A 23,561-nucleotide genomic window follows, 5' to 3' on the forward strand; every position below is an offset into this window, starting at 1 on the left:
ATTCTCTTTTACAACTTACTTTTCGCCAGGAAACAGGAATGGGTTAATACTGCTACGAGCAAAGCCTTCTTCTTCCATACGCGCATCAAGAATAATTGAGGCTAAATCATCCGCAACGGCTTCCACTTTGGCTTCTTTTTCTTGGTAAAGAATTTTAAGATAACTGCCGCAATCGCCGCAACTTTCCGCCTTCACCGCCGCATTTTCATCATCAAGAGACCAATAGTTTAACTTACCTGTTTGCTCGCAATTGCTGCACTTCACTCTCACCATGTGCCATTCAGTTTCACACAAGTTACAGTGTAAATAGCGTAGACCTTGAGAAGTCCCAATTTGAACGATGCTAGAAACAGGCATGCTATTACACACAGGGCAAAAATGACGATGATCACCGTGTTCTGCACGCGCTTTACCTGGAATATTCGCCGCCATTTGCGCCCAATAAACAGAAAGCGCGGCCCAGATAAACATAGACTTATCTGCAGGTACCTTTTCAAACTCTTCATTTAATAACGCTGTTGCCATGGCCTCTAATTCATTTTCAGATGCCTTATCTAAATTTTCGAGCGCTGGACGTACAGATTCAGGAACAACTGGCATTAATTCTGCAATTATTGATTTTAATAATTTATGCCAATGTGTTGTACGAGGCAGCGTTTTAGCATCCAACGGCGGATTATTAGTATGAATTGAACGCTCTAAAACTACTGTCATATCAATATCTAGTGGATTATCATGCTGTGCATTATGTTGTGCAGTTGCCACTTCAGCTGCAAAGCTAAGATAATCAGCAAAAGGATGTTCCCCAATACCTAGCTCTTTCAGTCTCTCAGCTCGACGTTGGTATAAGCTTTTTAAGTTAGGGAACAGTACTGGCGGAATAAAACCAATGCCTTTTTCTTTTAATCTTTCTTGTCCTAACTCTTCTTTAGGAACGATACGAATACCCATTGCATTCTCACTTTTCTATTTTCTGAACGATTTTTTGAGCATATAGAGTAACCCTACACACTAATTGATCGTTCCTATTTTATGCCATCAGCAAAAATTGCTGCTATTAACTGCTCAGGATAAAACAAATTTGGTTGGGTCGCTACCTTAACCCCTTTGTATCAATACGGGTATTTGATCTGATAAGGGTTTTGCGGACAACTAAAGAAAAAACACCGACAAATTTACCTTAAGGAATCGGCAATTATGATATTGAGTAATCGATAAAAATCCGTTTTTGAAGTATGGATTATGCCTATTTCAATGCTATAAATTATCGAAGCACTCTAACCTGTGAAGTTCATAAAATTTTAATAATATCAAAATTATTAATCATTCAATAAATGTAGTTAAATAAAATTTCGGCTTAATCAGTAATAATAAATTATTACAGAGAAAGAAAATAAAGAGAAACAACTCACATATTGTTAATTTTACGTCCAAATCACTCAATTTTATTTCTTATCTAATTATAGTGAAATCAAAAATATAGTTAGGCCAACATTAGCAATCTAATGCTTTTATAATAATATTAATTGCATTTTTTATCGTAATACATCATCAATGGTCTGATAACCTAACTTATAATCTACCAACCAACTAAGGACAGTTATATTTTTCTCAAAATAATTAAACCAATTTATTGCTCTGACTAAAAATAGCTCACCAAATCAATCGGATGAGTCTATCAACGTCACATCCTTAGGGATATCGCAAGGTTTAATTTTACTCGATAAAAGCTTGGAAAGAACATGTTAGTAGAAAAACAAACTACTTATTTCAGACGATAGCATTGCGTTATTTAATAAAATCCCGCCCACAATGAGAGTATAAATAAAATATTAAATAACAATATATTAATATTAGATAACTTGAAAAATTAACGGGGTTACTATTAGGGAAAATTCAGTCATAATAAAAACACAGCATTAAATTTGGCAATATTTTACCAAGATATCATAGATGGGGTGCTAAATTTTAATTTAAAACCGTATTTATATACGCGACCAGTTTATCTTGATCGCGTATATTTAAGTATATCTAACTATTCGATAGTTCAATAATGCCAAATCATCAAAGCAAGCATTATGAAGATAAATTATGCTTTTAATAACTCAGGATAATACATCCGCTTAAGTGCTAGCTCTAATCCCCGTACTTCCGCCAGTCCTTTTAAACGACCAATCGCTGAGTAACCTGGGTTTGTAACTTTCTTTAGGTCATCCAAAATTTGGTGACCATGGTCAGGACGCATTGGAATAGGTGGTAAACCCGCCTCATTGCGTTTTTGTTCAATCGCTAAAATCGCTTTAACGACTTCGAACATGTCGACATCACCCGCAATATGGTTTCCTTCATGGAAAGTATTTGGGTTTTCTTCTCTCACCGTTGAACGCAAATGTGTAAAATGAATACGATCCCCAAATGTATTAATCATTTTCACAAGGTCGTTATCTGCGCGTACACCATACGAGCCCGTACACATCGTAAAACCATTATGAATACTATCGCAGCTTTCTTTAATAAACTGCATATCTTCAATTGTTGAAACAATACGTGGTAAACCTAAAATAGGGCGTGGTGGGTCATCAGGGTGAATTGCTAATACAACATTTTCTTCTTCACAGACAGGTACGATTTTCTGCAAGAAATAACGTAAGTTTTCACGCAATTGGTTTTTATCAATATCATTATACAATGCTAAGCGCTCACGGAATTGGTCTAATGTATAGCCCTCTTCTGCTCCAGGTAGCCCTGCAATAATGGTTTTAATTAAATTATCAATATCGTCGGATGACATTGCCGCATAATATTCAGCCGCCTCTTTAACTTCTTGTTCTGAATAACTTGCTGCTGCATTTTCACGTTTTAAAATATGAATTTCAAATGCTGCAAACGCGATATTATCAAAGCGTAATGCTTTAGAACCATCAGGCAACGTATAGCCAAGGTCGGTACGCGTCCAATCAAGAATTGGCATGAAGTTGTAGCAAATTGTTTTAATGCCACATGAGGCTAAATTGCGAATACTTTGCTGATAATTCTGAATATATTTTTCGAAATCACCCTGTTGGGTTTTAATATCTTCGTGAACAGGGATGCTTTCAACAACAGACCAAACTAAACCAGCGTCCTCAATGATAGCCTTACGCTTTACGATTTCCTCAACACTCCAAACAACACCGTTTGGAATATGATGGAGAGCAGAGACGATCCCTGTCGCCTCAGCTTGCCTTGCATCACTTAAAGAAACTGGGTCATTAGGCCCATACCAACGCCACGTATGCTCCATGAGTACATCTCCTTCACTTATTCAAAAATAGTCTGATAAGGAATTGTTTCAAATAAATAACCATCAAAATTGGGGTCGTCAAAATCGGAAAGCTGCATTAGAGTATTTTTGACATTCTCTAAGTGTTGCCACATCTCTTTTTTCGCCAATTCAGGGTCACGCTTTTGTAGTGCATTTAAAATATTTTCATGATCAATCAACCACTTCTTACGGTAAGTCGTGTTATCGATATGCTCATGCAATTTGTCCCACATTGGACTTTGTAACCGTACAGCCCAAATATCATCAATGATCTTCGCCATCATGTCGTTCTTACTTGCGCGAGCAATAAGCACATGAAACTTATGATCATTTTCATCATCACTTTCATTATTAGCAACTTTAATCCGTTCATCTTCGAGTAACGCACGGATTTCTTGGATATCTGCTTTTGTTGCTGACAAGGCAGCGCATGCCGCAATTGCGCTTTCAATCACTTGGCGAGCTTGTAGAATTTCAAAAGGCCCATGATCCAAACTCTTGATTTCATCAATAAGCAAGTCTGGATGATTAATGACATAAACACCTGAACCCTTCTTGATAGAAACCAACTTTTCAATTTCCAGCATGATGAGCGCTTCACGTACCAATGAGCGACTGACATCATATTTTTTAGCGATCTCACGTTCTGGCATTAAACGACTTCCTATCGGATATTCACCAGATGCAATGAGCTCTTTTAACTGCTGACCTAGGTACTGGTACGAGCGGTATTGAGTTTTCATATATATGTACAACGCGTTGTCGAATTAAATTTAGTTCTTCCATTGTAGATTATCGTCACTCTTGATAATGGTCAACCAATTTATCCATTATTTTGGCCAAATTAGTTAACCAATTTGTGATCACCTTCACTTATTGTCGGCTTTTTAGTCGTTGTCTTTTAATTTTTTGGTTGATAGAGTGAAAAAAAGAAAATTTGGTCAACCAATAAATAAACCAGTTAGGTGTTTTCTCTCATTTTGGTTGATCAGTTGGTTAACATAAATATGGATATGGGCAAAAATGAAAATCGTAAACGCAGAAGTGTTTGTATGTAGCCCCGGTCGTAACTTTGTCACATTAAAAATTACCACGGATGAAGGCGTGTATGGCGTGGGTGACGCGACACTCAATGGTCGTGAACTCGCCGTTGTTTCATACTTAAAAGACCACCTATGCCCTCAGCTTATTGGTCGTGACCCACACAAAATTGAAGATATTTACCAGTTTTTCTACAAAGGGGCTTATTGGCGTAGAGGCCCAGTGACCATGTCTGCCATTTCAGCCATCGACATGGCTTTATGGGATATTAAAGGCAAAATTGCTAACTTGCCTGTATACCAATTATTAGGTGGAGCATCCCGTGAAGGCGTGATGGTGTACTGCCATACAACAGGTAAAGATATTCCTGAAGCATTAGATAACTACGCAAAATATAAGGAAAAAGGCTTTAAAGCCATCCGCGTGCAGTGTGGGATCCCTGGTATGGCAACGACCTATGGTCAAAGCAAAGGACAAAACCTTGCTTACGAACCTGCCACCAAAGGACACCACCCCGAAGAACAACTTTGGTCAACCGAAAAATACCTCGATTTCATGCCAAAACTGTTTGAAGCTGTTCGCGATAAATACGGTTTCAATGAACACCTCCTGCACGATGTGCATCACCGCTTAACACCGATTGAAGCGGCTCGCTTTGGTAAAAGCATTGAAGATGCACGTTTATTTTGGATGGAAGATCCAACACCAGCGGAAAATCAATCCTGTTTTAGACTGATCCGCCAGCACACCGTCACCCCAATCGCCGTTGGTGAAGTTTTCAATAGTATTTGGGACTGCAAACAACTAATCGAAGAACAGCTTATCGACTATATCCGTACCACTATTACACATGCGGGCGGTATTACAGGTATGCGTCGAATTGCAGATTTCGCCTCACTTTATCAAGTTAGAACGGGCTCACATGGCCCATCCGATCTGTCCCCTATTTGTCACGCCGCTGCCCTGCACTTTGACCTATGGGTACCCAACTTTGGTGTACAAGAATTTATGGGGTACTCCGAAGAAATGCTCTCTGTCTTTAGCCCTAACTGGACATTTAAAGACGGCTACATGCACCCAAGTGATAAGCCTGGTTTAGGTATCGATTTTGATGAAAAACGGGCAGCGAAATACCCGTACAACCCAGCTTACCTACCTATTGCCCGTCTTGAAGACGGTACTTTATGGAATTGGTGATTTTTAGATAATTCGGAGTTAAATATGAAAGCTGTAGTGATAAAAGAACCCAATACATTATTGATAGAAGAGCGTTCAATTCCTGAACCTGCTGAAAATCAAGTGCAAATCAAAGTTCGCTTAGCGGGTATTTGTGGCTCTGATAGCCATATATATCGTGGTCACAACCCATTTGCAAAATACCCTCGTATCATCGGCCATGAGTTTTTTGGCGTCATTGAAAAAGTGGGTAGCGGTGTGGATAGCAAACGTATCGGTGAACGCGTCTCTATCGACCCTGTACTCAGTTGTGGTCATTGTTACCCTTGCTCAATTGGTAAACCAAATGTCTGTGAAACCTTAGAAGTCTTGGGCGTTCATACTGATGGCGGCTTTACTGAGTATGTCACTGTGCCTGCAGCCAATGCGTATACCATTCCTGATTCAATCAGTGATGAGTGTGCAGTGACTGTCGAGCCTTACTCTATCGCAGCCAACGTTACCTCGCACGTTCAGCCAACCAAAGATGATGTGGCCTTAGTCTATGGTGCAGGCACGATTGGATTAACCTGTGCACAAGTCTTAAAAGGCGTTTACCAAGTCAAAACCTTAATTGTGGTTGACCGTGTTGCTGAGCGATTAGCCAGAGCCACAGCATGTGGAGCGGATATCGTGATTGATAACTCACAAACACCGCTTCCTGAACAACTCAAAGCCTTAAATCTACGACCTACGGTTGTGTTAGATGCAGCGTGCCATCCCGCTATTTTGCAAGAAGCGATTTTAATTGCATCTCCTGCGGCAAGAGTATCTATTATGGGATTCTCGAGTGAGCCAAGTTCCGTGACACAACAGAGCATTACCAGTAAAGAGATTGCCCTATTCTCTTCACGCCTAAATGCGAAAAAATTCCCAGAGGTGATTAGCTGGATTGAGTCGAACAAAATCGACCCAACCAAAATCTTAACCCATCAGTTCCCATTCACTGAGGCGCAAGAGGCAATTCTAACCTTTGAGAAAGACCAAAAAACCTGCTGTAAAATTCTTTTAACCTTTTAATTTTATTACAAAAAAATAATTATTTTAAATACTACCCGACGTGATTAATAGGATAATAATATGAATACTCAGTCGATAGACCAATCAGGGAAAGTCGAACGTAGCTCTGGGGATCTCACCAAAGCTGCTGTTTCTGGTTGGCTTGGAACCGCCCTCGAATTTATGGATTTTCAGCTTTACTCACTAGGTGCAGCACTTGTTTTCCACGAAATTTTCTTCCCAGAGCAATCGGCATCAATGGCGTTAATCCTCGCCATGGGTACCTATGGTGCGGGATATGTCGCCCGTATTGTTGGTGCCGTCTTCTTTGGTCAGATGGGGGATAGAATCGGTCGTAAAAAAGTGTTATTCATTACCATCACTATGATGGGGGTGTGTACCACTTTAATCGGGGTATTACCGACTTATGCACAGGTTGGTATCCTCGCACCGCTGCTATTAGTTCTCTTGCGAATTATTCAAGGCTTAGGTGCTGGTGCTGAAATTTCAGGCGCAGGAACCATGCTCGCCGAATATGCGCCAAAAGGCCGCCGCGGTATTGTCGCTTCACTGGTTGGTTTAGGTACAAACTGCGGAACACTGAGCGCAACGGCTATCTGGGCATTTATGTTCTTCTGGTTAGACAAAGAAGACTTACTGGCTTGGGGTTGGCGTGTACCATTCTTAGCAAGTTTTGTTGTGATGCTGTTTGCTGTCTGGCTACGACTGAACCTCAAAGAAAGCCCAGTGTTTGAGAAAGTTCAAAATGCGGAAGAGCAAGAAGCTCAGGTGGCTGTCCAAACACCACCAAAAGAAAGTTTCTTTGCGATGTTCAAAACGAAAGCGTTTTGGTTGGCAACAGGTATCCGTTTTGGCCAAGCAGGTAACTCAGGGCTTATCCAGACATTCCTAGCGGGTTATTTAGTTCAAAGTCTATTATTCGATAAAAGTATTCCAACTGATGCGATCATGATCAGCTCCGTTGTAGGTTTCCTTACAATCCCTGTGATTGGCCTACTATCAGATAAATTTGGTCGCCGTATTCCTTATATTATCCTTAGCTTATCCGCGATGCTGCTCGCCTACCCGATGCTTTCCGTCATCGTAAACGGAGCCAACAGTGTCAGCTTAATCACCATCTGTATTATTATTGTCCATAACTGTTCAGTTCTCGGGTTATTTGCTCTTGAAAATATTACGATGGCTGAAATGTTCAACTCACGTAACCGTTTTACGGGTATGGCTGTTGCAAAAGAAATTGGTGGGTTAATTGCATCTGGCTTAGGCCCAGTGCTTGCAGGTATCTTCTGTAGCATCACAGGGAGCTGGTGGCCTATCGCTATTATGATCATTGTTTATTCTGCCATTTCATTAATTACCGCCATCATCATGCCTGAAGTCAAAGACCGTGACTTAGCCAGCCCACTGGATGCGGTTGAAGAAGTTGAGCAACAAAAAAGTAAAGGTAAGGCCAAATATGCAACTGTCAATCAATAACCTAAACCAACTCCCTGCGGCTATCAAAGTGCCAAACTACGATAGAAATCAGGTTAACGTTAAAATGCTTCACTTGGGTTTCGGCGCGTTTCACCGCGCCCATCAAGCCATCTTTGCAGACATTTTAGCGACGGAGCACCAAAGTGATTGGGGATTTTGTGAAGTTAACTTAGTGGGTGGCGAGCAGCAAATCGAAGATTTACTGGCTCAAGACTGCTTGTATAACGTTGTTGAAATGCAAGGTGATAACTGGCAAACCCGTACCGTTGGCGTGGTTAAAGAGGCACTACACCCAACCATTCACGGTATTGATGCTGTTATCAATCGTATGTTAGACCCAAATATTGCTATCGTCTCCATGACGGTCACAGAAAAAGGGTACTGCTACGTTCCATCAACTGGGTCAATTGATTTTGATAACCCCGCTATCGCCCATGATTTAGTGTCCCCTGAAGCACCTAAATCATTGCCTGGCGTGATTGTTGAAGCGCTTCGTCGCCGCAAAGTATTAGGATTAGCACCCTTTACCGTGATGTCCTGCGACAATATGCCAGAAAATGGGCATATTACGAAAAATGTTATCCTTGCGATGGCGGCAAAGCGCGATGCAGAGTTAGCCAAATGGATTGAGGAAAATGTCACGTTTCCGTCAACCATGGTAGATAGAATTGTACCTGCAATGACCACAGAAACCGCAGAGAAAATTCAATCCCAACTTGGTTCTGTTGTTGATAAAGTTGCGATTGCCTGTGAGCCTTTTAAGCAATGGGTGATAGAAGATAACTTTGTTGCAGGCCGCCCTGAATGGGAAAAAGCAGGTGCCCAGTTAGTCACGGATGTTATCCCATTTGAAGAAATGAAACTGCGCATGTTAAACGGCAGCCACTCATTCCTTGCTTACTTGGGATACTTAGCAGGCTATCAGTACATTAATGAATGTATGCAAGACAGTGCTTATGAAAAAGCGGCTTACCACTTGATGGTGAATGAGCAAGCATCGACACTTTCCATTAAAAATGTCGATTTACCTCAGTATGCAAACGCGTTAATTGAACGCTTTAAAAATACGGGGCTCAAACACCGCACATGGCAAATTGCGATGGATGGAACCCTAAAACTATCTCAACGTTTGTTGGATTCGATTCAAATTCACCTAAAAAATGGCCAATCATTTGATTATTTAGCGTTAGCTGTTGCAGGGTGGATGCGTTATGTCAGTGGGAAAGACGATCAGGGTGCAGATATTCAAGTGAGTGACCCACAGGCCGCTAAACTGGCTGAACTGGTGGCGCAAAGTCAGGATGATGAAAACCACGTTAAGGCATTGCTCTCACTGGAAAGTTTGTTTACCCAAGAATTGGTCAACAACCCGTTATTTACTGAAAAAGTGACTGCGTTTTACCTATCACTGCGTGATAACGGTGCGAAAAAAACCATTGAAGCATTAAACCGCGAACATTCGCTGTAATTATCCACTGATAAACGTCGTTAACTCTCAAACCTGATACTTCCCGTATCAGGTTTTTTTATTATTTTCTAAATAATGCATATACTCACCATCACTATCTATTTTGATGAGCGGCAGGACAACCAATGTCATTATTCCAATTTGAAGCCAACTCCCATACGCCCTTTTTCCTCTTACTGGCCTTTATTGGCGGGTTTGTTGATGCCTGCTCTTTCGTGATTTTTGAAGTGTTCACGGGGCATCTGACGGGGAACAGTATTTTAAGCATGGTGTACCTCGCCAAGTTAGATTGGCCAATGCTCCTACTTTCCGCAGTTTCTATCTGTGGCTTTTTTCTAGGGACTTGCCTTGGTTCATGGCAACGGTTAAAAAATAACTCACTACGTGATTACCGTTTTCTGATTGGTTTATCATTTTTATTATTTACTGGGGTGTTTGCGCTCTATTTCTTCGCCCATGCCGTCTATTCTGCCAATATCGTAATATTTATCATTAGTTTATCCATGGGGTTACAAAACGGCTTTTTTAATAAGGCGGGGACTGTTGGTATTCATTCAACGTATGTTACTGGGATGACAACATCCTGCATCAATGCTTTTTTAAAAAACGTGCAAGGTGATAGCAGCAAAAAGGTGCTGTTCCTCGCCGTATTATCTTTTATTCTGGGGGGATTAACGGGCGGGGTGTTATCCGTCAATTACCAATTCCTCGGTTTTTCTTTTGTGTTGATACTGCTAGCACTGGCTTTTGTCTATAGCCTGACCATTAATGATAGGTGATTTTTTGATTACTGTAATCATAATAAAATAACACAAATGACAACACATTAGGCTTATTATGGATACTATTCATTTTAGAATTGATGAAGAAACAAAGCGCTTAGCGATGCAAGCTGCAAAGCGCCACCAAACAGACCTAACAAAATTAATGCGATAAATAATAATGAAAGTGGTAAAGCGGCTTTTATAGAACATGGTGAAAGTCAAAAACGAATGGCTCAATTACGAAAAAAACTCTGTGGAGATGATAAATGATAAAACTGCTTTGGGAAAAAGCGGCACAAACAGATAGGGAACACATTTATCACTATTTTTTAAACATGCAAGAATATTACTCGCAGATAAAATTAACAATCGATTTCAATAATTTACAGAATTACCACAAGCACCCCCTACTCTGGTGTGAAAGTTAAAAACAAAGAAAGTTACAGAAAATTAATCATTCCTAATTTTCCATTTTTCATACTTTATCAAGTTAACAAAAAAGATAATCACATTCGCATACTTAGAATGTTACGCATTGCGACACGTTTAGCCTCTAATTATTAACTCTTCTCTCCAATAAAAAAGCCTGCCTCAATACCATCAAGAGCAGGCCTTATTATTACGTGACAAGATAAAACTTAGTTTTTCTCTTGCTGTTGTTTTTCTTGCTTTTCTTTTTCAAGAAGTTGGCGGTACCACAGTGGGTGGTGCTTTCTCGCCCAACCACGGGTCACCCAACCTTCGACCATCGCACGAACCGAACCTTTCACCCAAATCGCCGCGTAAGCGTGAACCACAATCATAATGATCAACGCAATCGCAGAGAGTGAGTGGATCAGAATCGCTGCACGATAAACAGGGATTGGGAAGTATTCGGCAAAATAAGGGCGCCACATGATGACACCGGTGACCACCAGCGCCAATAAGCAGATAGTGACCACCCAATACACCCCTTTTTGACCGAGGTTATACTGACCTACATCGCCTGCTTCTTCGTTTTTCAGTACTTTGCCGATATTTTTTGCCCACTTAATATCTTCTTTATTAATGAAGTTATGGTGGAAATAACGGAAAAACATGAACACGAACAGCAAGAACATCGCCGTACCCACGAATGGATGCAAAATACGCGACAGCTGTGGCGTGCCTAAAATATTCATAAACCAGTTCAGTGAGGGGAAGAAAAACCCTAAGCCACTGATTGCTGTGAACAAAAAGCAAATCACAACCGCCCAGTGATTGATCCTTTCAATCGGCTTATGGCGGATAATTTTGTCGTTATCATCTGGCATCATTTCTGATCCTCCCCTTCTTTTGACTTGGAAGTGTCATCAGATGACATTGCATTATGCAAATCTTCTAGAGCCTCTTCTTCATCTTTTTTGGAGACGCGGTTCGGACCAATACCCACATAGTGGAAGATGGCCGCCGCAAATGTTGCAGCAAAACCAACCGCAGCTAACGGCTTCCAGATACCTTTCCAGAAAGTCACTGTTGGGCTAATTGTCGGGTTTTCTGGCAGTCCGTGGTACAACTGAGGTTTATCTGCGTGGTGCAGGACGTACATCACGTGCGTACCGCCAACACCTTCAGGGTCATATAAACCTGCATTTGCATAACCACGGGTTTTCAGCTCTTCAACACGCTCACCCGCCATGCCAATCATGTCTTCTTTGCTACCAAAGTGAATAGCACCTGTTGGGCATGTTTTCACACACGCTGGTTCTTGACCCACTTCAACACGGTCAACACACAGCGTACATTTGTATGCACGGTTATCTTCTGGGTTGATACGCGGTACGTCGAACGGGCAACCCGCGATACAGTAACCACAACCAATACAGTGTTCTGATTGGAAATCAACAATACCGTTTTTATACTGAACAATCGCACCTTCTGAAGGACACGCCTTCAGACAGCCTGGGTCAGCACAGTGCATACAGCCATCTTTACGGATCAGCCATTCGAATTTATCGTTCTCTTCTACTTCAGAGAAGCGCATTACCGTCCATGACTTGGCGGTTAAATCGGTTGGGTTATCATATACCCCAACGTTGGTGCCGATTTTGTCACGGATATCGTTCCATTCGGAACACGCGACCTGACACGCTTTACAGCCGATACAGGTCGTTACGTCGATAAGCTTTGCAACTTCTTCCTTATAGTCCCGCACCTGAGGCGCGGGAGTCAGGGAATTGGTGGCAGAGCGACGAATAATGTCCTGAGATTGCATTGACATAATTTATCTCCTTACACCTTTTCCACGTTGACAAGGAATGATTTAAATTCCGGCGTTTGTGTATTCGCATCGCCCACATATGGCGTTAGCGTGTTGGCAATAAAGCCTTTCACCGCCAAACCTTCAAAGCCCCAGTGGATTGGAATACCAATAGTATCGATATCTTTTCCAGCCACTTTCAGCGTATGAATACGTTTGGTGACCACCGCTTTTGCTTTAATGTAGCCACGTTTAGAACTCACTTTCACCGTATCACCTTGCTCGATACCCTTCTCTTTCGCCAAGCGCTCACCGATTTCGATAAATTGCTGTGGCTGAATGATGGCATTCAACAGGGCGTGTTTTGTCCAATAGTGGAAGTGCTCTGTTAAGCGATAAGTTGTTCCCACATAAGGGAATTCTGTCGCTTTACCCATTTGCGCCCAGTCGTCTTTAAACACGCGAGCCGCAGGGTTAGACACCACATTTGGATGCAGTGGGTTAGTATCCAGCGGCGTTTCGATAGGTTCATAGTGCTCTGGGAATGGGCCTTCGGCCATTTTATCCAGTGCAAACAAACGTCCCATACCTTCAGGCTGCATGATAAACGGCCCTACACCACTTCCAGGAGGTGCATTGCTATAGTCAGGAATATCCATCCCTGTCCATTTGCTGCCATCCCACTCAAGAATTTGACGTTTCGGATCCCACGGTTTACCCATTGGGTCTGCCGATGCACGGTTATAAATGACGCGGCGGTTCAGAGGCCATGCCCATGCCCAGCCTAACGTGTTCCCCAGACCTGTTGGGTCAGAGTTATCACGATTCGCCATTTGGTTACCTTTCGGCGTCCAGCTACCAGCAAAAATCCAGCATCCACTTGCAGTTGAACCATCATCACGTAACTGTGCAAACGAGCTCAGTAGATCGCCTTTTTTGACCAGAACGTTACCGTCAGCGTCTTTGAGGTCAACTAATGCATAACCGTTGTTTTCTTGCGCGACTTCTTCTGGCGTTGGATTATCAGTATCCAAGTAGTTCCAAGTCATGCTAAGCACTTGCTCAGGAAGTGCCCCACCTTCGGTTTTGTACAGTTGACGTAAACGGTGGAAAATACCCGACAGAATCTCACCATCACTGATGGCCTCGCCTGGGGCATCTGCACCTTTCCAGTGCCACTGCAACCAACGTGCTGAGTTAACAATCGAACCATTTTCTTCAGCAAAACAGCAAGATGGCAAGCGGAATACCGTCGTTTGAATTTCCGCTGGATTTACATCGTTCATTTCGCCGTGGTTTTGCCAGAAATTCGACGTTTCCGTATTCAGTGGGTCAATAGTAATCAAGAATTTCAGTTTTGATAACGACTTAACCACTTTGTTTTTATTCGGGAATGACGCTAATGGGTTAAAGCCTTGGCAGATATAACCATTGACTTCGCCCTTATCCATCATCTCGAAATAACGCAGCACGTCATAGCCTTGATCCCACTTCGGTAAGTAGTCAAAGCCCCAGTCATTTTCTTTCTGCGCTTTATCACCGTAGAAGGTTTTCATTAAGCTCACGAAGAATTTCGGGTAATTCCCCCAATAATTCACCTGACCGGCCACCGTGGCTTTCGGCGTATTCGCCGCTAAATAACTTTCTAATGTGGTTTGTTTTTCTGATGGTAATGTCAAGTAACCTGGTAAGCTTTGTGACAACAAACCTAAGTCAGTCAGACCTTGGATATTGGAGTGCCCACGCAGTGCGTTTACACCACCCCCTAACATACCCATATTACCTAAGAGCAATTGGATCATCGCCATCGTACGGATGTTTTGCGCACCCACCGTATGTTGAGTCCAACCTAACGCATATAAGAACGATGCTGTTTTATCTTTAACACTGGTTTCTGCAAGGTATTCACAGACTTGCAGGAAGTCTTTGATTGGCGTACCACAGATGTTATTCACCACTTCTGGTGTATAACGGCTAACGTGTTCTTTTAATAAATTCAGTACACAACGTGGGTGTTTTAGAGTCGGATCGCGCAGCGCAAGGCCGTTTTCATCCATCTCATAGTTCCACGTAGTTTTATCGTATTGGCGTTTTTCTTCGTCATAGCCAGTAAATAGACCATCATCGAAGCCAAAATCTTCACGGATCACTAAACTCGCATTGGTATACGCTTCCACGTATTCACGCTGAATTTTTTCATTATCCAGTAAGTATTTGATAACACCTGATAAAAACGCAATATCTGTACCTGAACGGATAGGCGTGTAGAAATCCGCCACTGCCGCTGTACGGGTAAAGCGTGGGTCAATAACAATTAATTTGGCTTTATTATGGATTTTAGCTTCCATCGCCCAGCGGAAACCAACTGGATGCGCTTCTGCCGCATTACCACCCATAACAACGATTAGGTTTGCATTTTTAATGTCAACCCAATGGTTGGTCATCGCACCGCGACCAAATGTTGGAGCAAGACTTGCTACCGTTGGTCCGTGTCAGACACGCGCTTGGTTGTCTACGGCAAGCATGCCGAGAGCGCGGGTGAATTTTTGTGTTACAAAACCAGTCTCATTGCTTCCAGCTGATGCACACAGCATACCGGTGGTTAGCCAACGGTTAACCGTGACACCGTCTTTATTTTTTTCGATAAAGTTCGCATCGCGGTCTTCTTTCATCAACTTAGCGATACGGTCAAAAGCGTCGTTCCACGTGATACGTTTCCACTCATTGGTACCAGGCTCACGCACTTCGGGGTATTTTAAGCGGCTTTCACTGTGGATGAAATCGATAAGTCCAGCACCTTTAGGACAAAGTGCACCACGGTTTACCGGATGATCCGGGTCCCCTTCAATATGGAAAATGCTCTCTTTTGCATTTTTCGCGCCATCACCGAGGCTGTACATTAACAGCCCACAGCCGACAGAACAGTAGGTACAGGTATTTCTGGTTTCCTTCGCACGCAGTAATTTATACTGGCGCGTTGACGCTAACGCGGTTGCAGGTGCAAAACCTAACGCCGCTGCCGTCGTACCTGCCATACCGCCAGCGCAGATCTTAAAGAACTGCCTTCTGCTGACTTGCATGGGGATCTCCTCATTTACATTGCTCATGTTTACCTAACGTCAATTGCGATAATCAGGTAAACTGTTTTTATTCAACGTCTTCCTTACGTCCCAGGTTCATTGCCTGGCAAATGGTGTAAATTCTTTTTACCCATAATTAATATTATGTATCATTAATGCTAGGAATTCATCTAATGTATGAAACAAATACTACAAATGACTCCCAAATCACCCAAATGATTGGCTTAAACAGCACAATTGTGCAACAAAAAGGCAACCTTAACTCACCAGTGAAAGATTACGTTGCAGAAGAATATCCTGTTGCATTAGTGTTCAATGGCATATCCCATGTGGTAATGATGGCAACCCCAAAAGATCTTGAGGATTTCGCTGTCGGGTTCTCACTTTCGGAAGGCATAATACAGTCCAGTGATGAAATTCGTGGAATTGATATCGTTGAAGGCTGCAATCGGGGCATTGAAGTTCACGTGGAATTATCTAGCCGCCGCTTTATGGAACTCAAAGAACGTCGTCGTAATTTAGCAGGCCGCACAGGCTGTGGTATTTGTGGCACAGAGCAGCTTGATGAAATTTTTAAGCCTATCTCTCCCCTACCTTTCAGCCAAACCTTCTCTCTCTCGCACCTTGATAATGCATTGCATGAATTGAAAAAAGTACAGGAAATTGGCGCACTAACAGGCTGTACCCATGCCGCTGCATGGATATCCCCAGAAGGTCAATTAGTCGGTGGTTGTGAAGATGTCGGCCGCCATGTTGCTCTTGATAAACTACTGGGAATGAAAAGCCGTCATCACTGGCAACAAGGAGCCGTTTTGGTTTCCAGCCGAGCCAGTTATGAAATGGTGCAAAAAGCCGCAAGCTGCGGCGCGGAAATTCTGTTTGCTGTTTCCGCCGCGACCGCACTTGCCATCGAAGTAGCAGAGAAAGCCAATTTAACCTTAGTGGGTTTTTGCCGCCAAGGTAAAGCCACGGTGTTTACCCATGGTAGCCGTATTACGGATTAACGTGTTGAGCCTGAAAGTGAATGCAGCACCCCACCCACAAACAAAAAAGGGATTAATAGCAGATTAAAACGCTCACATTCGAACTTGGCCTTAATAAACAGTGCATACACTAAATTTCAGCTAATACACTGGATGGCAATATTGATTTACTAAACACCTTAATTCATTCAAATACAGAGAAATATTAAATCACGACAGTTATTCAGACTGCAAAGAGACCTTAATTAAAATGTTTTTGCTGGGTTCCCCTTGCCATGATTTTGCCTGCAACGGAATGATCCCTTCATAAACACTATTTTCTAATATAAGGTGTGGGTTATCTTTAGGAAAGTATTCCAATACTAGCCGAGAGAATTTATTCTGGGAAGCACATGAAGCAGCCGTATTCATTGAGTTCGTAGCGCACTCTGTTTGGCGAGAAGCTCTGAAATTAACAAGGACTTCATCACCTAATGAATTCTTTAACAGCCCCTTTACCTGTGAGTATGCTTTTTCAATCCAGACCAAAGACAGTGGCCCCTGCCCGCGATACAACGCAACAAACCCATAATAATCATTGCCATTTACCGTGTAGCTTGTCGCATTTTTTTTATCTTGGCTAAGGTTCAATGCTAACATTTCAGCACTTTCGATATCAAATGGGGCCACATAAGGGTCATATCTATCATAAATCAACCGGATAACGTGATTTTTAATATTTTGATTATCATTAGATATTTTGAATGCAATCCAACATTTCACTAATTTTTCTGCTTCAATGTCAAAATGATAGAACTTTAAGAACACATCTCCTGTGATCTCATCATCATGGAGATGTGTTTGATGCCCCTCTTTCACTACACTTGCTTTAAATGACAACGGGAATATCTCATGAGTCACTAAATCAATAGCATCAACATACATTATTGAATAATTTTCATAGTCTTCAATTTTCACCGTATCAAAAGGAATAATACTACTCCCTTCATTCAGTGATATCGGTATTAATGTTTCTAACGCATTAATGGGATTTAGTTCCAGGTTGGTTGATGCAACATGACCAAGCCCAATAACGGATATATTGCTATTTCCAATCAACCCGCCTAATTCAGCATTCAAATTTTGAACTGCGACACCCACATTGACAGTCCCGCCCCCCCAATGTAATCCAATAATTTGATTACTGGCTCTTGATATAACTGGAGAACCTGATGATCCCCCTTGGGTATCAGCATTATGAACTATTTTATTGCCATTATTTTCAACGTTTAATATCTCAGCAAATTTGCCATTTTTTATATCGCCAATATGCATTGGGCGTAAACCACCATCACCATATTGTGGAATATAAATATTCTCGCCTTTAACCGGATTACTTTGGCTTAATGCTAGCCCACCAAATAATGCTTTCACATTAGAATTTAAATAGTCAAATTCATCTAAGGTAAATAATGCATAATCATTATCGCTAGCGCTGATCCCCCGCTTTAATACCCTGCCCGGCTTTAAACGAACAGGTTCAGTCACTGCGGATGTCGAACTACAAGTCTCATTAAACCAATTAAACCATATTTCGCCATTGATTAAATTAGGATCACTTTCGACAACATGGTTATTAGTGAGAACATGGTTTTCACTACCAATTAAGGAACAAGACCCCCATCCACCAATACGTGCAGCTGCACTTGATAACGCATACTCCGCAATTGTGCTTCCTTCATAACACATATAAGGTTTTCGTTCGTCTTGGCCGATAATCACCCTTGAGTGATTATCGTGCTCAATCGAATCTAGGAAAAACGAAAAAACATTTTCTACATCAGTGAGTAATGGTAATCTAACACGAATATTAACGCCGCTACTCGGGATCGTCATTATCGCCTCATTCATCTGATAAAAACTTTCTCGCTGTATAACGCTATCCCCATATTCAAATTCAACATAACTATTTTTAGGTAAATTAATATGTGAGAAATACAACTTTAAAAAATTCGAATTAGTGCGTTCGAAAAAAAAGGTATGAAGCTTTTCTTTGCTATTTTTTTTAATAATATCAATATTAATTTTTTCATTAACACTTTTTACATCATATATTTCCATCATTGAGCCCTTTATTTAAAATTTAAATTACAGGGTTAATGATAGTTTTTTTATTCATGTAAAAAATAACATAAAAATTAATATTGTTTTTTATTATTTAATTAAAATAAAAATAATAGGGTAAATAACAATTTTAGTAGTGATTTAATATTCAAAAGTGAATGATAACTTATATGTAATGCGTTGCTCCGCTGTTTTTAGGTCAGGTATCAGCACGAATTCAATAATCGGCTGATACCCTCTCAGATTTTACTATTTTCCAATACAGAAACTGGAGAAAATACGCCCTAATAGGTCGTCAGAGGTAAATTCACCTGTGATTTCACTCAGCTCTTGTTGAGCTAAACGTAATTCTTCTGCCAATAACTCACCGGAGCGAGCGTTCACTAACTGGTCATATCCCTGTTCTAGGTGAACGGCCGCTGCATTCAGTGCTTGTAAATGGCGGCTACGAGCAAGGAACCCACCTTCGGTATTACTGTTAAAGCCAATGGCCTCTTTCAGATGATCGCGCAGCAAATCAATACCTTTTTCTTCACGTGCAGACAAACGAATTAACGGATAACGAGTATTATCAATAAACTCAACTGGTTCGCCTGTCATATCTGCTTTGTTACGAATGACGGTGACCGGAAGTTCATCAGGTAAGCGCGCCATAAATTCAGGCCAAATTTCTTGTGGTTCCGTGGCATTGGTTGTGGTGCTATCCACCATAAACAACACATGGTCAGCTTGTTCAATCTCTTTCCATGCGCGCTCGATACCAATACGCTCAACTTCATCGCTTGCTTCACGTAGGCCTGCGGTATCAATAATATGCAGTGGCATCCCGTCGATATGAATATGTTCACGCAGTACATCACGCGTGGTCCCCGCAATATCGGTTACAATTGCGGCTTCACGCCCTGCTAATGCATTAAGCAAACTGGACTTCCCTGCATTTGGGCGCCCCGCAATCACCACCTTCATTCCTTCACGCAATAAACTACCTTGGCGAGCTTGGGAGCGAACTTGTTCTAAATCTGCCACAACTTCATTGAGTTTGGCTTCAATTTTACCGTCAGAAAGGAAATCAATTTCTTCATCAGGGAAATCAATCGCGGCTTCCACATAGATGCGTAAGTGAGTGAGTGCTTCCACCAATTGGTGGATATGGGAAGAAAATGCGCCTTGTAATGAATTCATTGCTGAACGTGCCGCTTGCTCAGAACTGGCGTCAATTAAGTCGGCGATCGCTTCGGCTTGGGCTAAATCGAGCTTATCATTTAAAAATGCGCGCTCAGAAAACTCTCCAGGATTTGCGATACGAATACCATCGATAGCTAGAATTCTTCTCAGTAATAGGTCAAGGATGACCGGGCCACCATGCCCTTGTAGCTCAAGAACATCTTCCCCTGTAAAGGAGTTGGGGCCAGGAAAATAAATCGCAATGCCTTGATCAAGAACAGCGCCTTCCACATCACGAAAAGGGAGATAATCCGCATAACGCGGCTTAGGAAGTTTCCCCAATACGGTTTCAGCAACCAGTGCCGCCTTCGGGCCTGATACACGTAAAATACCGACACCACCACGACCGGGAGGTGTTGCCTGTGCGATGATAGTATCGTTAATCAGCATGATGTTTCTCTGTCTTTGACTTTTTGAAAAGAATAAGGCGACCTTATCTGGTCGCCTTAATACTACTATAGAATCCCGCTTTGTGAAGCCATTCTCATCTTACTGAGAACCGAGATTATTTTTTCTCTTTTTTATCGCGACTGTGTAGACCACGTTTTTCCAAGCCACGGTAAATCACTTGTTGCTGGATGATGGTTACTAAGTTACTCACGATATAATACAGTACCAGACCTGATGGGAACCACAGGAAGAAGATAGTGAACACGACTGGCATGTACGTCATAATCTTCTGCTGCATTGGGTCAGTGACTGCTGTTGGTGACATTTTCTGGATAACAAACATCGTCACACCCATCAATACTGGCAGGATGTAGTACGGGTCTTGTGCAGACAAGTCTTGGATCCAACCAAAGAACGGTGCATGACGCAGTTCAACAGAACCCATCAACATGTAGTAAAGTGCAAGGAAAATAGGCATTTGGATAAGCAGCGGTAAACAACCACCCAGTGGGTTTACTTTTTCTGCTTTATACATCGCCATCATTTCTTGGCTCATACGCTGTTTATCATCACCAATACGCTCACGCATTGCCGCCAGTTTTGGTTGCAGTAAACGCATTTTCGCCATGGAGGTGTACTGCGCTTTAGTCAGCGGATACATGATACCACGAACGATAAAGGTGATAACGATGATGGCAATACCCCAGTTACCCACGAAACCGTGAATAAATTTCAGCAATTTAAACAATGGCTGAGAGATAAACCATAACCAACCGTAATCAACAGTTAAGTCTAAGTGTGGTGCAACTGCTGCCATCTCAGACTGAATTTCTGGGCCAACCCATAACGTTGATGAATAAGTACCTGCGCCATTTGCGGCAATCGTCATTGGTTCACTCTTATAACCAATGATGGCAGATTTTTTATCAAGGTCGATGGTGTAGAACGTGCTTTTCTCTGCGCTTGCAGGGATCCAAGCTGTCGCAAAGTATTGTTGCAACATCGCAACCCAGCCACCTTTCGTTGTCAGGCTCAGGTTTTTATCTTCGATGTCTCCAAAGCTATATTTTTTATAGTTGTTTTCATCGGAAGAATACGCCGCACCGCGGTATGTGTGCAGAGCAAAGTTGCTGCTCCCTGTATCACGTTCTTTTGGTAATTCGATAGTTTGTTTTAACTGACCGAAAAACGCCAACGTTAGCGGCTGTGCTGTAGGGTTTTGGATGCTGTATTCAACTTCAACCGTATATTGACCGCGTTTTACAATGTACGTTTTTTGGTAAACAACGCCGTTGTTATCCGTAAATGACATTGGTACACGTAATACGTCTTGGCCGTTCGCTAATGTGAAAGTTGCAGAATCTGCAGAGTATAGCGGACGTTCACCGTTATTATTTGCTGGGTTGTCTGGGCCATGAGGGCCAATCAAACCACTTTGTGCCTGGTAGACAAAGCCTGGGTTAGTTTCCAGTAAACGGAAAGGGTCTTCCGAATGAAGGGTCGCAGGATAGGCTAACAGGTCAGCCTCATCGATATCACCACCACGAGTATTGATGCGAATATCCAGTACATCCGTTTTAACGGTGATGAGCTTACCTTGCCCACTGCTAGTTACTGCTTGGGCATCACTGCTTGGCATATCCGCTTGTTGCGAAGTTTGAACAGTTTTAACGTCCTGAGCAACTTTATCGCTCTCCCAGGCCTGCCAAACTAAGAACGACACGAACAACAAAGCGATGAGTAGAAGATTGCGTTGCGAATCCATCGTTATAATTCTCTATTATCATCAGTTTTTCTGGGTGGGACAGGATCATCTCCACCAGCGTGTAAAGGGTGGCATTTTAATACGCGTTTCGCCGTTAACCAACTCCCTTTTAGCATACCAAACCTGCGCAATGCCTCAATTCCGTAATTTGAACAAGTAGGATTGAAGCGACAACGAGGCCCTAACAACGGGCTAATCGCCAGTTGGTAGCCTCTGATCAGCATGATCAGGATTTTTGAGCCAAGCGACGGTGACGACGCCATAACTTATCCAATGCTTCCGTGATCTGTTGATTGTCGAGATTGGCAACCCCTTTCCTTACCAATACCACAAAGTCCATTGAAGGCAACTCGTGTTGATGCAGACGAAAGTATTCACGCGCTAATCGCTTAATACGATTTCGCTCATGAGCTCGTTTAACATTTTTTTTGGCGATGGTAAGACCGATGCGGGGATGCCCCAGCTCGTTTAGGCGACCAAGGATTGTTATCTCTGGGGAACTCGCCCTCTGCGGCTGCTTAAAGACATTATCGAAATGCCTGGGAGTTAACAAGCGTAACTCCCGGGTAAAAGCGAGCGTAACCACTGGAATAGAGGGCTAGCTTTATTACTTAGATGAAACGGTCAGACGAGCGCGGCCTTTAGCACGACGGCGAGCCAGGACCTGACGACCATTTTTAGTGGCCATACGAGCACGGAAACCGTGTGAACGGTTGCGCTTCAGTACGGACGGTTGAAAAGTGCGTTTCATAACGATTTCTACCTAACTTTAAAATTTATTACTGATTCAGTAAACGCGTTGGCAACCAGTGGAAACTGATTTACACCTGTGCCTCTATCGCAACAATATAGAAAGAGGCAGGATTGTAATAAAACATAGGGGGTCACGTCAATAAAATGACGCAATCAAACCACTTTTATTTATAGCCTGGCTGACCGGTTTGCCGACATATGCTGTGACAGTCAACTCATGATTCTATTTTCATACTGACTGACAACCTGCTTTTCGTCTGTATTCAAGTCTAACGTTAACGCGAGAACAGAACGCAGAACCCAACAAGTATACCTCAGTTTCGTGTAAAAACCACATCAGCACTGTGCACAGGGAGGAAGATTATACGGACTCCACCCTAAAGCGCAAGGATCTTCCCGCGATCTAAAAATATTTTTTGATCTTAAGGAATATTTTCACTAAATCGTCTAGAGTTATCCCCAGCCATGTGGAAAAACGAACAAAAATTCAAGTAGCCCAGCTAACTTCTTCCTTATAGGCGATGCCTTATCACATTTACCTGTGGATAAAAAGCATAAAAACTGTGTAAAAGAATGAAGATCTCTGGTGAATTTTGCGGTATGATCGCAGGTCTATTCTGATCCACAGATCAGCAATATGCGGTGAGTTAAAGTTAATCTAAAACCACTCTGAGTCGTTTTAAAAATGGCTCTTAGAAAATTCTGTGTTTAAATCCGTACTTCTTTGTTCCATTGACCTTGTTTAGGGGAGCCCAAC

At 42.2% G+C, this 23,561-nt stretch carries 18 protein-coding genes and 1 pseudogene; 7 read left to right on the forward strand and 12 right to left on the reverse strand.

The window, feature by feature from the left end; translation table 11 throughout:
* Positions 1-15: 15 nt before the first annotated feature.
* From fdhE to ACE2AL_RS20265, 3 genes are all read right to left on the reverse strand, one after another.
* Positions 16-951, reverse strand: coding sequence for a formate dehydrogenase accessory protein FdhE (fdhE, locus tag ACE2AL_RS20255; RefSeq protein ID WP_206085656.1), 936 nt, complete (start codon positions 949-951; stop codon positions 16-18).
* A 1,138-nt stretch (positions 952-2,089) separates the two neighbouring features.
* Positions 2,090-3,283: a mannonate dehydratase gene (uxuA, locus tag ACE2AL_RS20260; protein ID WP_206085654.1), complete on the reverse strand. Its 1,194-nt coding sequence runs from the start codon at positions 3,281-3,283 to the stop codon at positions 2,090-2,092.
* Positions 3,284-3,300: 17 nt separating this feature from the next.
* Positions 3,301-4,047, reverse strand: coding sequence for an FCD domain-containing protein (locus ACE2AL_RS20265; protein WP_206085652.1), 747 nt, complete (start codon positions 4,045-4,047; stop codon positions 3,301-3,303).
* A 280-nt stretch (positions 4,048-4,327) separates the two neighbouring features.
* Between ACE2AL_RS20265 and manD the strand changes: the two genes are divergently transcribed.
* From manD to ACE2AL_RS20295, 6 genes and pseudogenes are all read left to right on the forward strand, one after another.
* Entirely contained in the window at positions 4,328-5,542 is a 1,215-nt protein-coding gene (gene manD / locus ACE2AL_RS20270) for a D-mannonate dehydratase ManD (protein WP_206085650.1), read from the forward strand.
* 24 nt (positions 5,543-5,566) lie between these two features.
* The gene (locus ACE2AL_RS20275) at positions 5,567-6,580 is read left to right on the forward strand and encodes a Zn-dependent oxidoreductase (protein WP_206085648.1); all 1,014 of its coding nucleotides are present in this window, start codon (positions 5,567-5,569) and stop codon (positions 6,578-6,580) included.
* A gap of 60 nt (positions 6,581-6,640) precedes the next feature.
* Positions 6,641-8,056, forward strand: a complete 1,416-nt coding sequence (locus ACE2AL_RS20280; protein WP_206085646.1) for an MFS transporter — start codon at positions 6,641-6,643, stop codon at positions 8,054-8,056.
* The gene (locus ACE2AL_RS20285; RefSeq protein ID WP_375083805.1) at positions 8,037-9,524 is read left to right on the forward strand and encodes a mannitol dehydrogenase family protein; all 1,488 of its coding nucleotides are present in this window, start codon (positions 8,037-8,039) and stop codon (positions 9,522-9,524) included. The genes ACE2AL_RS20280 and ACE2AL_RS20285 overlap by 20 nt, the downstream gene beginning before the upstream one ends.
* Before the next feature lie 125 nt (positions 9,525-9,649).
* Entirely contained in the window at positions 9,650-10,303 is a 654-nt protein-coding gene (locus tag ACE2AL_RS20290; protein ID WP_349415924.1) for a YoaK family protein, read from the forward strand.
* A 58-nt stretch (positions 10,304-10,361) separates the two neighbouring features.
* Positions 10,362-10,457: pseudogene (locus ACE2AL_RS20295) on the forward strand (damage-inducible protein J); the annotation flags it as partial.
* A 469-nt stretch (positions 10,458-10,926) separates the two neighbouring features.
* On the opposite strand, the gene fdoI reads toward ACE2AL_RS20295, so the two are convergent.
* Genes fdoI through fdnG form a run of 3 tightly spaced genes read right to left on the reverse strand, consistent with a single transcriptional unit; the run spans position 10,927 to position 15,586 of the window.
* Positions 10,927-11,583, reverse strand: a complete 657-nt coding sequence (fdoI, locus tag ACE2AL_RS20300) for a formate dehydrogenase cytochrome b556 subunit (protein WP_047755785.1) — start codon at positions 11,581-11,583, stop codon at positions 10,927-10,929.
* Complete coding sequence (fdxH, locus tag ACE2AL_RS20305) at positions 11,580-12,527, reverse strand: formate dehydrogenase subunit beta (RefSeq protein ID WP_206085639.1); 948 nt, start codon at positions 12,525-12,527, stop codon at positions 11,580-11,582. Before fdxH ends, fdoI begins: the two co-directional genes overlap by 4 nt.
* 11 nt (positions 12,528-12,538) lie before the next feature.
* The gene (gene fdnG, locus ACE2AL_RS20310) at positions 12,539-15,586 is read right to left on the reverse strand and encodes a formate dehydrogenase-N subunit alpha (RefSeq protein ID WP_375083806.1); all 3,048 of its coding nucleotides are present in this window, start codon (positions 15,584-15,586) and stop codon (positions 12,539-12,541) included.
* Positions 15,587-15,759: 173 nt separating this feature from the next.
* Here fdnG and fdhD point away from each other — a divergent pair, with 173 nt between their 5' ends.
* Positions 15,760-16,590 carry a formate dehydrogenase accessory sulfurtransferase FdhD gene (gene fdhD, locus ACE2AL_RS20315; protein ID WP_375083807.1) on the forward strand — a complete coding sequence of 277 codons (831 nt, stop codon included), beginning with the start codon at positions 15,760-15,762 and terminating at the stop codon, positions 16,588-16,590.
* Between the two features lie 198 nt (positions 16,591-16,788).
* Here fdhD and ACE2AL_RS20320 read toward each other — a convergent pair whose 3' ends face one another.
* The 6 genes from ACE2AL_RS20320 to rpmH all read right to left on the reverse strand — a co-directional run bounded on the left by ACE2AL_RS20320 (position 16,789) and on the right by rpmH (position 22,802).
* Positions 16,789-18,459: a trypsin-like serine peptidase gene (locus tag ACE2AL_RS20320; protein WP_375083808.1), complete on the reverse strand. Its 1,671-nt coding sequence runs from the start codon at positions 18,457-18,459 to the stop codon at positions 16,789-16,791.
* Between the two features lie 462 nt (positions 18,460-18,921).
* Complete coding sequence (gene mnmE, locus ACE2AL_RS20325) at positions 18,922-20,286, reverse strand: tRNA uridine-5-carboxymethylaminomethyl(34) synthesis GTPase MnmE (RefSeq protein WP_353167086.1); 1,365 nt, start codon at positions 20,284-20,286, stop codon at positions 18,922-18,924.
* Positions 20,287-20,401: 115 nt separating this feature from the next.
* On the reverse strand, positions 20,402-22,051 hold the full coding sequence (gene yidC / locus ACE2AL_RS20330; RefSeq protein ID WP_206085629.1) for a membrane protein insertase YidC: 1,650 nt from the start codon (positions 22,049-22,051) through the stop codon (positions 20,402-20,404).
* Positions 22,052-22,053: 2 nt separating this feature from the next.
* A complete protein-coding gene (yidD, locus tag ACE2AL_RS20335) occupies positions 22,054-22,314 on the reverse strand; it encodes a membrane protein insertion efficiency factor YidD (RefSeq protein WP_036959180.1) in 261 nt (86 codons plus the stop codon).
* Positions 22,278-22,637, reverse strand: a complete 360-nt coding sequence (gene rnpA / locus ACE2AL_RS20340; RefSeq protein ID WP_004906229.1) for a ribonuclease P protein component — start codon at positions 22,635-22,637, stop codon at positions 22,278-22,280. Before rnpA ends, yidD begins: the two co-directional genes overlap by 37 nt.
* Positions 22,638-22,658: 21 nt before the next feature.
* On the reverse strand, positions 22,659-22,802 hold the full coding sequence (gene rpmH / locus ACE2AL_RS20345) for a 50S ribosomal protein L34 (protein ID WP_004906236.1): 144 nt from the start codon (positions 22,800-22,802) through the stop codon (positions 22,659-22,661).
* Between the last annotated feature and the right edge of the window lie 759 nt (positions 22,803-23,561).

It is taken from the genome of Providencia xihuensis, from assembly GCF_041953405.1.
In the GTDB taxonomy this organism is placed as follows: Bacteria; Pseudomonadota; Gammaproteobacteria; order Enterobacterales; family Enterobacteriaceae; genus Providencia; species Providencia vermicola.